The sequence below is a fragment of the uncultured Gemella sp. genome (assembly GCF_963515875.1).
GTDB lineage: Bacteria > Bacillota > Bacilli > Staphylococcales > Gemellaceae > Gemella.
Genome location: NZ_CAUPZX010000003.1, coordinates 71,492 through 82,505, shown reverse-complemented (window position 1 = coordinate 82,505; position 11,014 = coordinate 71,492). Strand labels below are relative to the sequence as shown.

Annotated in this window: 14 protein-coding genes and 1 other RNA gene; all 15 read left to right on the top strand. The window is 28.2% G+C overall.

All coding sequences use genetic code 11. The annotated features are described in order from the left end of the window. Positions 1-211 precede the first annotated feature (211 nt). The 15 genes from RWL85_RS01430 to RWL85_RS01360 all read left to right on the top strand — a co-directional run bounded on the left by RWL85_RS01430 (position 212) and on the right by RWL85_RS01360 (position 11,010). Complete coding sequence (locus RWL85_RS01430) at positions 212-457, top strand: DUF1697 domain-containing protein (RefSeq protein WP_314084108.1); 246 nt, start codon at positions 212-214, stop codon at positions 455-457. 538 nt (positions 458-995) lie between these two features. After that, positions 996-1,184 carry a hypothetical protein gene (locus tag RWL85_RS01425; protein ID WP_314084106.1) on the top strand — a complete coding sequence of 63 codons (189 nt, stop codon included), beginning with the start codon at positions 996-998 and terminating at the stop codon, positions 1,182-1,184. Further along, positions 1,150-1,740: a DUF4037 domain-containing protein gene (locus RWL85_RS01420; protein ID WP_314084104.1), complete on the top strand. Its 591-nt coding sequence runs from the start codon at positions 1,150-1,152 to the stop codon at positions 1,738-1,740. The genes RWL85_RS01425 and RWL85_RS01420 overlap by 35 nt, the downstream gene beginning before the upstream one ends. A gap of 265 nt (positions 1,741-2,005) precedes the next feature. Next, positions 2,006-4,834 carry an excinuclease ABC subunit UvrA gene (uvrA, locus tag RWL85_RS01415; RefSeq protein ID WP_314084102.1) on the top strand — a complete coding sequence of 943 codons (2,829 nt, stop codon included), beginning with the start codon at positions 2,006-2,008 and terminating at the stop codon, positions 4,832-4,834. Between the two features lie 179 nt (positions 4,835-5,013). Next, positions 5,014-5,196: non-coding RNA, 6S RNA (gene ssrS, locus RWL85_RS01410), on the top strand. A gap of 66 nt (positions 5,197-5,262) precedes the next feature. Next, the gene (locus tag RWL85_RS01405) at positions 5,263-6,030 is read left to right on the top strand and encodes a tRNA threonylcarbamoyladenosine dehydratase (RefSeq protein WP_314084100.1); all 768 of its coding nucleotides are present in this window, start codon (positions 5,263-5,265) and stop codon (positions 6,028-6,030) included. A gap of 210 nt (positions 6,031-6,240) precedes the next feature. After that, on the top strand, positions 6,241-6,603 hold the full coding sequence (locus RWL85_RS01400; protein WP_084812676.1) for a helix-turn-helix domain-containing protein: 363 nt from the start codon (positions 6,241-6,243) through the stop codon (positions 6,601-6,603). Between the two features lie 120 nt (positions 6,604-6,723). Further along, positions 6,724-7,716: a competence type IV pilus ATPase ComGA gene (gene comGA, locus RWL85_RS01395; RefSeq protein WP_314084095.1), complete on the top strand. Its 993-nt coding sequence runs from the start codon at positions 6,724-6,726 to the stop codon at positions 7,714-7,716. After that, the gene (gene comGB / locus RWL85_RS01390; RefSeq protein ID WP_314084093.1) at positions 7,691-8,737 is read left to right on the top strand and encodes a competence type IV pilus assembly protein ComGB; all 1,047 of its coding nucleotides are present in this window, start codon (positions 7,691-7,693) and stop codon (positions 8,735-8,737) included. The genes comGA and comGB overlap by 26 nt, the downstream gene beginning before the upstream one ends. Positions 8,738-8,746: 9 nt before the next feature. After that, positions 8,747-9,079: a competence type IV pilus major pilin ComGC gene (gene comGC / locus RWL85_RS01385; RefSeq protein ID WP_314084091.1), complete on the top strand. Its 333-nt coding sequence runs from the start codon at positions 8,747-8,749 to the stop codon at positions 9,077-9,079. Further along, positions 9,054-9,494 carry a prepilin-type N-terminal cleavage/methylation domain-containing protein gene (locus RWL85_RS01380; RefSeq protein WP_314084090.1) on the top strand — a complete coding sequence of 147 codons (441 nt, stop codon included), beginning with the start codon at positions 9,054-9,056 and terminating at the stop codon, positions 9,492-9,494. Before comGC ends, RWL85_RS01380 begins: the two co-directional genes overlap by 26 nt. Then, on the top strand, positions 9,484-9,768 hold the full coding sequence (locus RWL85_RS01375; protein ID WP_314084089.1) for a type II secretion system protein: 285 nt from the start codon (positions 9,484-9,486) through the stop codon (positions 9,766-9,768). The genes RWL85_RS01380 and RWL85_RS01375 overlap by 11 nt, the downstream gene beginning before the upstream one ends. Then, positions 9,734-10,339, top strand: a complete 606-nt coding sequence (locus RWL85_RS01370; protein WP_314084110.1) for a prepilin-type N-terminal cleavage/methylation domain-containing protein — start codon at positions 9,734-9,736, stop codon at positions 10,337-10,339. Before RWL85_RS01375 ends, RWL85_RS01370 begins: the two co-directional genes overlap by 35 nt. A gap of 3 nt (positions 10,340-10,342) precedes the next feature. Then, positions 10,343-10,534: a hypothetical protein gene (locus RWL85_RS01365; protein ID WP_314084087.1), complete on the top strand. Its 192-nt coding sequence runs from the start codon at positions 10,343-10,345 to the stop codon at positions 10,532-10,534. A 224-nt stretch (positions 10,535-10,758) separates the two neighbouring features. Then, positions 10,759-11,010, top strand: a complete 252-nt coding sequence (locus RWL85_RS01360; RefSeq protein ID WP_314084085.1) for a hypothetical protein — start codon at positions 10,759-10,761, stop codon at positions 11,008-11,010. The last annotated feature ends 4 nt before the right edge of the window (positions 11,011-11,014 follow it).

The window sequence follows — 11,014 nt, the reverse complement described above, 5'->3', positions numbered from 1 at the left end:
TGTCATAAGATTATTCAGGAAGCCATTGATAAGGGATTAACCATGAAATGATTTGAGTTGATATGTTCTCAAGAACAGACAAAACCGTTGATATCTTCCCACAAACGAGAGCCAATGTTGGATATGTTTCCGACTACGAGTGTGGATATGTTCCCCTTAACCATAGGGGTTGAGAGGAGTAACACCGACAGGAAAAAATAGAATACCTAAAATGTCATTTTTGGTAGAGATACTTGAAAAAGTAGGACTAAAAAAAGTAAAGACTTATATTCAAAGTGGTAATGTTATTTTGGAAACAGAGTTATCAAAAGGGGAAACAGCAAAGTTAATTCATGACACAATAGCTAAAGAAATAGGAGCAGATTTAAGTGTCATTATAAAAGAAAAAAATCAATTACAGATAGCTATTGAGGAAAATCCGTTTAATGAAAATTATGATTTTCAAGAATACATTTAGTATTCACTAACGATAGTATGGGAGAAGTTGAACTAAAAAATTGGAAAATAAAGACTTTGGGGATGAAAAGTTTATTATTGGTTCTGAATGTTTATATATGTATCTTCCAAGAGATGCAAGTCCTAAAAGATTGAATACTAATTATCTTGAAAAACAGCTTTCAATAACCATGACAATGAGGAAATTAAATGTTGTTGAACATTTAGTCGAATTATGTAAGAAATAGGAATAAACACCAGCTTATTGAAGTAACAATTAAACATAACTAATACAAGAACAGTAAATCAAAAAAGGTTTACTGTTTTTTCTGGGTCTATAATAAATACGGTTGATAATAAATATCAGCCGTATTTATTATGGACCCAGAACCTTTGTGAGGGTGACTCGACAAAACTGATTTCTTAGAAATCACGATTTTTGAGTCACTCCATTTTTTCTTAATATTTAGTAAAAGTTTAAAATATGTATATAAACAAATAAGGATGTATGTTAGAATAATATGTAATAGTAATTATATCGACGTAGGAAGGATAATGAAATGGAAGTATTTAATAGTCTTTGGTTTGAATTTACTAAATTATCAGAAATAATGGAAATAGTATTGGGTGGTTCTAGAACTAGAAGTGGTAATAACTATGATAGAAGTTCTGATTATGATCTATATATTTATTGTAAAAATATACCTAATAAAGATGTTAGAAAATCAATTTTGGGAAGTAGAAGATAATTGTACTTTATCTGATGAAATAGACATAGATATTATTTATAGAAATATAAATGATTTTGAGAATAATATAGAAAATGTTGTTGAAAAACATCAAGCGAGTAACGGATACACGACATGCTTTTGGCATAATTTGAAAAATAGTAAAGTACTTTATGATCCACATAAAGAATTTCATAATTTACAAGAAAGATTTGAAGTTCCATTTCCTGAGGAGTTAAAAGAAAATATTATTTCAAAAAATTTTCGTTTATTAACAGGGAATTTACCTTCTTATGATAAACAGATTATAAAGGTATTTGATCGCGGAGATTTTGTGAGTGTAAATCATCGTATCGCAGCATTTATAGAATCTTATTTTGATATTATATTTGCGATAAATGAACTTACTCATCCAGGAGAAAAGAGAATGATATTGTATGCTAAAGAACATTCTAAAATTCTCCCTAAGGATTTTGAAGAGAATATGAATGAATTATTAAATAGTATGGGAAGTACTTTAGAGCATGTAGAAAATAATTTAAAAAATATTATAAAAAATTTAGAAGATATTATTTAATTTCTGATATATTATAGGATGCTGAATTTTGTGCAGTATAAATTTTCTAATTGTTTTTCATCGATTTTAGTATCATTTATTATACTTTGAAAGTTTTGAACTAATTTTTCAAAACTTTCTTTTTTTATATTCATTTATATTTATGTTATAATAAGAGAGTTGAGTAAAGGCTTATGATGAAAAACACTATATAAAGCTATATGTGTACTTAAAGCTTTTGCTAAGAAAAAATAAAAGTTGATTGTATAAAAACATTGAGGTATATATGCAAAAGAAAAATAAAATTGTAATACAAGGAGCAAGGGAAAATAATCTTAAAAATATAGACTTAGAAATCCCACGTGATCAGTTTGTTGTTATTACTGGATTAAGCGGGAGTGGTAAAAGTTCACTGGCATTTGATACTATCTATGCTGAAGGACAACGTCGTTATGTGGAAAGTTTAAGTGCATATGCTAGACAATTCTTAGGTAATCTTGAAAAGCCAGACGTTGATCTTATTGAAGGATTATCACCAGCAATATCAATTAATCAAAAAACGACATCAAAAAACCCCAGGTCAACTGTAGCAACAGTAACAGAAATTTACGATTACCTACGTCTACTTTATGCAAGAATTGGAGAAATCTACTGTCCAAATCATCATGAAAAAATTGAGAGTAGTTCAATAAGTCAAATCGTAGATGCTATTATGTTAATGCCAGAACGTAGTAGAATCCAAATAGTAGCACCTATAGTTAAAGATAAAAAAGGTACACACAAAAAATTAATAGATAAACTAATAAAGGATGGATATATTAGATTTAAAATTGATGGTGAATTATATGAAGTAGGAGATATTCCAGAATTAGATAAAAATAAAAAACATTCAATCAGTGTAATTATCGATAGGGTAGTTATTAAAGAAGGGATTGAAACACGTTTAGCTGATTCATTAGAAACGTCATTGAACCTTTCTAATAATGATTTAGTAGAAATAGATGATGTTAAAGAAGAAACTACGCAATTATTCTCAACTAAGTATAGTTGTAAACACTGCGATTTTACTTTAGGTGATTTAGAGCCTCGTATTTTCTCGTTTAACAATCCACAAGGAGCATGTCCAGAATGTGATGGTTTAGGAATGCATGAAACAGTAGACGTTAATAAAATTATTCAAAAAGACTTATCGATAAATGAAGGTGCAATTTTAGTTTATAATAATGCGACATCAACATATTATCCAAGTTTAATTAAATGTGCCTGTGAACATTTCGGAATTGATATGGATATTCCATTTAAAGATTTAGTAAATGAACAACAACAAATTATTTTATATGGAAATGATCAAGAAGAAATAACTCATAAATATATTAATGATGAAGGAGTTATGCGTTCACGTATAGTATATTTTGAAGGAGTAGCAAATAATATTCTTAGACGTTATAAATCTGGTATGACAAGGGCTACAAGAGAAGCAATGGCTAAGTATATTAAGGAAGACTCATGTCGTAGCTGTAAAGGTCAAAGATTAAAACCAGAAATCTTATCAGTGTATGTTGCAGAAAAAAATATTGCAGAAATCTGTGAAATGTCTATTAAAGATAGTTATGAATTTTTCCAAAATATAAAACTAAGTGAAAAAAACTATGCAATAGCTAAACTAGTACTTAAAGAAATTAAATCAAGATTACAGTTTTTAAATGATGTTGGTTTAGATTATCTAACACTAGATAGATCATCTGGAACATTATCGGGTGGTGAAGCACAGCGTATACGATTAGCAACGCAAATTGGTTCGAAGCTTATGGGTGTTACATACATTCTTGATGAACCTTCAATAGGCTTACACCAAAGAGATAATGAAAAACTTATTAATACTATGCTTTCTATGAGAGATCTAGGGAATACTGTGTTAGTTGTAGAACATGATGAAGATACAATGTTGGCTTGTGACTATATTGTGGATATCGGGCCTAAAGCGGGTGAACACGGTGGACAAGTTGTAGCAGTAGGAACCCCTAAGGAAATAATGGAAAACGAAAATTCAATTACTGGTGCCTACTTATCTGGACGTAAAAAAATAGCAGTGCCTAACGAAAGAAGAGAAGGTAACGGTGAAAATATTATTATTAAAAAAGCACGAAAAAATAATCTAAAAGACGTTAGTGTAAAATTCCCGCTTGGAAAATTTATAGGAGTAACTGGTGTTTCTGGAAGTGGTAAATCAACGCTAGTTAATGAAATATTGTTTAATTCTGTGAAGAATGTTCTTAATAAAGAAGAAATCGATACTACCGTAGTTAAATCTGTAGAGGGAATCGACGGTAATATAGATAAAATAATAGATATTGATCAAAGTCCAATTGGAAGAACACCACGAAGTAATCCAGCTACATACACGGGTGTTTTTGATGATATAAGGGATTTATACGCCAGCACCAATGAATCGAAATTACGTGGTTATAAGAAAGGTCGCTTTAGCTTTAATGTTAAAGGTGGTCGATGTGAAGCATGTAGTGGAGATGGAATATTAAAAATAGAAATGCACTTTTTACCTGATGTTTACGTTCCTTGTGAAGTATGTAAAGGAAAACGATATAATAGAGAAACTTTGGAAGTAAAATATAAAGGGAAAAGTATCAGTGATGTACTTGATATGACTATTAAAGAAGCATATGAATTCTTTGAAAACATTCCGAAAATTAAAAATAAACTAGAAACACTTGTTCATGTTGGACTTGATTACATTAGATTAGGTCAAAGTGCAACTACCCTATCAGGGGGAGAAGCACAAAGAGTTAAACTAGCAAGTGAATTATATAAAAAGTCAACAGGAAAAACACTATATATTCTAGATGAACCTACAACTGGATTACATATTGATGATATAAGTCGATTAATCAAAATAATAGATAAATTAGTTGACGGAGGGAATACTGTTGTAGTTATTGAACATAATTTAGATGTAATTAAGTGTTGTGACCACCTAATAGACCTTGGTCCAGAAGGTGGAGTAGGAGGAGGAACAATTCTAGCAGAATGTACTCCTGAAGAGCTGATTAAAAATAATGAAAGTTATACTGGAAAATTTTTGAAAAAGCTATTAAATTAATAAATTCATAATAAAAAAATTAAGTTTAAAATAATTGATTATTAAAAAATATTTGAAAAATAATTTAGTTTATGAAAACCGTTTCTAACATGGTATTTATCGAAAAAATTCAAAAATAAAAATATGATTATACAAATTTTGAGGTTGTTTTAATAATCTAAGTGTGGTAAAATATAGATATACAACTAAAGCGCTTGTAAGACTTACCATACATTCGGGCCTAACACTTTTTGAACGGGAACGAAAATCACTTACTAGTATAAAATGCTTCCTAGAGAAGACTTTAGAAGATAAGGCTATCGTACCCACCTGATTATATCAGGACCAATTAAGGTAAGAATCTACGGCGTTTTGGTTTTTTTTAGACTGGATTTTAAATATAGCCAGTCTTTTTTAATTAATTAAGATAGAATAAAATGGAGAAAGAAATGTTACATCAATTTTCAAGAAACGAATTAGTAATAGGAACTGAAGGTTTAGAAATTTTAAAAAATAAAAGAGTAGGAATTCTTGGAGTAGGAGGTGTAGGATCTTTTGCTGCAGAATCATTAGCGCGTTCTGGAGTAGGTTTGTTTGTACTTATGGATAAAGACAATATAGATATAACGAATGTAAATAGACAGATTCATGCTACAACGAAAACAGTAGGATGTAGTAAAGTTGAAGAAATGAGAAAAAGAATTTTAGATATTAATCCTGAGTGTGAAGTTACTACTATTCAAGACTTTTATACAGAAGAAACATATCCTATGTTTTATGAGAAACCATTAGATTTTGTAATAGATGCATGCGATACGGTAACTTTTAAAATACATTTAATAAAACATTGTTTAGCAAATAATATACCAGTGATTAGTGTGATGGGTTCTGCAAATAAACTAGATCCAACAAAATTCCAAATTGCAGACATAAGTAAAACTACAGTATGTCCATTAGCAAAAGTAATAAGAACTAAATTGAAAAAAGAGAAAATAAGAGGGAAAGTTCCCGTAGTATTTTCTACAGAAAGTCCAACAATTGCAAACAAAGAATATCTAGAAAAAATTGGTAAACAAGATTCAGATATACGAAAAGCGAAAATTCCACCAGCATCGAACGCATTTTGTCCATCGACTGCTGGCCTTATAGCAGCAAATTATGTTTATACAAATTTATTGAAAAATATAAAAATATTAACTGTTGAAAAACCTATTTAATGAATGAAAACAACGCTAAATTTAGCGTTGTTTTGTTTTTTGTTATGGTTGACATACCAGAGTTTATGGTAGTTTTTCTATAAATGTTACACAGAATTTGAAAATTATATTTTATATTAGCGTGAAAAAAAGGTTCGAAAATTTATAATTTAATTTGATTTTTTATAGAAAACAATGTATAATGGTTATAGATGAGAAAGGAGGATTACTTTGAAGAATAAAGGAACATTACTGGCACAAAACTTAAAAAAACTTCGAAAAATGAACAATTACTCTATGTCAACTGTAGCAGATAAACTAGAGTTATCATCTCATGGTGTATATGCTAACTGGGAATACGGTAGAAACGAACCTAATGTAGCGACACTAGTATCTATTGCAAAACTGTACAACGTTTCAATAGATGAACTTGTGGGGTATAAAACAGAAAAAGGGGAACCAGAAGAGTTGGCAGACACTCACTTTGAAGTAATTGATATGATTAAATCATTAGATAGTGAGGATTGTAAATTAGTAGAAGAAGTTTTGAGAAGATTTAGGGGATATTCTTTTTCTAGAAATATAAATCTATAACATACTCAAATACTTAGGCTATAGAGTTATAACGTAGTAAATTAAATTAATAGTTTTTAAAATGTAGGCTAAGTAGAAATACTTAACCTACATTTTTCCTTTTCTTTAGGAAATGGGGTGATGACTATTGATGTAAAAAACTTAATGAATAAGATAATTAATGATTCAATAGACAAAAGAGCCAGTGATATCCATATATACCCAGATAAATCGGGAAATTCCTTTATTAAACTCAGGGTGAATGGTCATCTGAGTAAATATGAACAATTTTCAAATAGGGAGTTAGAAGCAGTTATTTCGCTTCTGAAATTCAATTCAAACATTGACATATCAAGAAATAAAGAACCACAGAGTGGGAGATTTGTTTATAATTATAATGAAAAAGATTACTTTTTACGAGTATCTACCTTACCTCTTAGCGAATTAAATGAAGGCTGTGTAGTAAGAATATTTATAAATGAATTAGAAGATGTTGATTACAGTATATTTGAAGAAGATAGTGAGTACATAAACGATCTTTCTAAAAAAGCCTATGGTCTAGTACTATTTTCAGGACCTACGGGAAGTGGTAAGTCAACATCTATGTATAAACTAGCAAATGAACTTGCTAGTAAAGATAAACAAGTTATTACTGTAGAAGATCCTGTAGAGAAGCATATATCTAGTTTAATACAGATGCAAGTAAACGAGAAAGCGGGAATAAACTATGACAATGCGCTAAAATCTATTTTACGTTGTGATCCTGATGCTATGGTTATAGGTGAAATAAGAGATTATAAAACAGCTAGTCAAGTTGTTACTTCTTCATTTTCAGGTCATTTAGTATTAAGTACTATACATGCAGAAAATTCTATAGGTGTTATAAATCGATTGAGAGATTTAAATTTGTCGTTAGAAGACATAAAACAAACGATAATTTGTATAATATCTCAAAGATTAGTAAATTTAACAAACGGAAAAAGAGGATTAGTAACTGAAATATTGAAAAAAGAAGATATTCATGAATATATAGATAATAATAAAATAGTAGGGGTCTCATTAGATCAAAAATTTGAATTAGCATGTGAGAAGGGGTTAATCACAACTGATGAAAAAGAAAAATGGGGATATTAAAAAAATACTAGATAATGAGAATAAAATATATTTTATAAAGCGTCTATATGAATTAATAGATCATGGATATATGTTAGAAGATTCCTTAGAATTTTTACTTATACAATACGAGGTTTCTAATGACGAAATTGAAAAAATAAAAGAAAAACTCTCTAACGGAAATAAACTTTCCGATATACTGGGATATCTTGGTTATTCACAGTTAATTGTTAGCAAAATTAAATTTGCAGAAGATTATGGTAGAATAGAAGATATGTTGCTAGAAGTAGAAACATATCTAACAATAAAAAAAATACAACAAGAAAAGGTACTAAAAACTTTAAGATATCCACTATTTTTAACACTCACTTTAATATGCCTAATAATGGTGTTTAATGCCTTGGTAATTCCACAATTTGAGAACATCTATACTTCATCTAATATTAAGATGGATCTCCAAACAATTATTTTAATTAAATCATTATACTATATTCCAAAATTTATTTCTATTATATTTATATTTACCATTTTTGGTATAGCTTATATTATTTATACAATTAAATATAAACCACATTTATTTTTAAAAACCCTTTTATATATTCCAAAAGTAAGGAACTATTCGAAATTATATTTTTCTTATAGATTTTCTATGGAATTAAGTCTATTTTTAATGAGCGGATTCTCACTAAAAACTGCCTTAGAAGTTATGGTTAAAGAAAACTATGATTATTACTTAACAGAATTCTCTAAAGACATTTTGTCTGAATTAGATAATGGTATAGGTTTTGAAGAAGCCGTAGCTAAAATTAAATTCTTTGATAAATCTATGGAAAAATTTGTAAGACATGGAAAGAGTAATGGTTTATTAGATAAAGAATTGAAATTATTTAGTGAACTAATGTTAGACACATTTCTAACAAGTTTAGATAGAACGTTAAGAAAATTACAACCTATTTTATTCGGTATTCTAGCTGTCGTTATTGTTGGATTGTACATGGTTATATTATTACCAATATTTAACATGGCTAGCTCACTTAAATAAGGAGGAGTTATGAAAACTTTAAAACAAAAACTAAAAGATAAAAAAGCATTCACGTTGATTGAAATGTTAATCGTGTTATTTATAATTGCAATACTATTAATTCTTATAATCCCTAATATTACTAAGAATATAGATACTGCAAAAGATAAAAGTTCAGAAGCATATGAAAAAACAGTACAATCTCAAGTAACAGCATATGAAATCAATGAAAAAGATAAAGATGTTACATTTGAGAAACTAGTAGAAAAACATTATTTAGATGGCCCAGCAGATAAAGCTAGTACAGCACCAAATGGTAAGAAAATAGTAATAGCCAATGGTAAAGCAACATTACAAAATTAGGCAGGGCTTTAGTTTAGTGGAGTCCATAGCTGTATTATTAATCGTTAGTATAATCGTAATAATATTATCCAGAATTTCTATAAACACTTATGATAAATATCAAGAAAGACTCGCTGTAAATGAAGTAGTATCAGATATTTATAATGTTCAAACCAAAAGTTTGAATGATAGTAGAAATTATATTCATTTTTTTGAAAAAGATAGTGAATACTTAGCATATTATGATGGTCAACAGCATTGGAAAAACTTAAAAAAGAATGGTAAGCCAATATTAGGAGCAAACTCAGTAAAATTTGAATACAGGAAAGGAAATCTAGTATCTAAAGCATACACGGTAGATGTAAAGTTCGATAATAGTTCTTACAGAATAATTATTCATTTAGATACTGGATATATAACACTTGATGAAATTTAATAAAAAAGCTTTCACATTTGTTGAATTAATAGGAGCGTTATTTATTTGTTCGTTACTATTTGTATTTCTAATACCTAATATGGTTAGACAATATTCTAGTTTATCCAAAATAGAAAAAGAACTCGAGATGAAAGAAATATTGTATGAAGAAGTTTGTAGTCACTATAAAGACTATAGTTTCTCATCAACTAGAGGGAAATATCGCATAAGTGTAGATCAAAAATCAGCTAAGATTGAAGATGAACAAACTGGTGAAAAAGTTAGTTACAGTTAAAAATAAACAAGGTTTTACATTATTGGAATTAACAGTTTCCTTGTTTCTATTAATAATTTTAACATTACTACTTATGTTAGTGCTACAAACAACTATTAATACTTCTAAGAGATTCTTGGACTATACTAACTATGAATATGCATTGGCTCATAAAAAAATTTTAGAAACATATAATAACAGTGCTAAGGTAAATCAAGAATATAACTACATTTTAATGAAAAGTAAAGATGATTCGGAAGACGTAAAGATAAACTTCAGAGGAGATAGAGTTTATATTGATAAATTTAAAGATTCTAATTCATTTTCAGGATATATTCTCTTATTAAAAAATATTAAATCTTATTCTTTATCACAGGATCACGATACTATTTATATTAATATTATTGATAAAAATGATAATAATAGAGAAATGATATTAAAAGTAAAAGATGAAAAAACTAATAAAGAAAAGGAAAAAGAAGAAAAAGAGAAGAAAGAAAAAGAAGAGAAGGAAAAAAAAGAAAAACTGGAAAAACAAAATAATAATGGAAACAAAACTGGAGAACTAGTATCTAATAAGGAAGGTGTGTAGAGTATGAGTTATAAGTTCAATCACAAGAGAGCAAATGCTATAATAGCATCAATACTTGTTACTATATTAGTAATCGCAGTTATGTTTAGCATTGTGGGTATATATATAAATAAAATGTACACAATGAGAAGTTTAAATGATTATTATGATACGAAAATTACACAGCAACTCCAAGAAAACAATAAATCTAAATAATTAAGTTATACATCCTAATTTCAATAACGAAATTAGGGTGTATTTTGATAATTCATCTATTGTAACTACTAAGAGTTGATTTAGAAAATGAATAAATATAGAAAATTCTAGGTAATACAACTTGAAATATAGAAATGTATATAAATTGTTGCTTTGTTTAACTAAATGGTTTAAAATATTATTATATTGTCAAAATTTTAAAATAAATTTTAAAGGAGATATTAATGGGTAAAAGATTATTATTAGGACTTATTGGAGCAGGTGCAATTGCTGCAGTAACTGTACTACCAAAAAAAGATCAATTAAGTTCAGAAGAACGTAGAAAAGTAGAACAATCAAAAAAATATCTAGAAGAAAAAGGGTACGTTGTAGTAGAAAAATCAAAATATTCTGTAGGTAAATTTAATATTTTATCTTTATCTTCACTACCAATGTATTACAAAGCTGCTAAAACTGTAGCTAAGTTTATTTTATAAAATT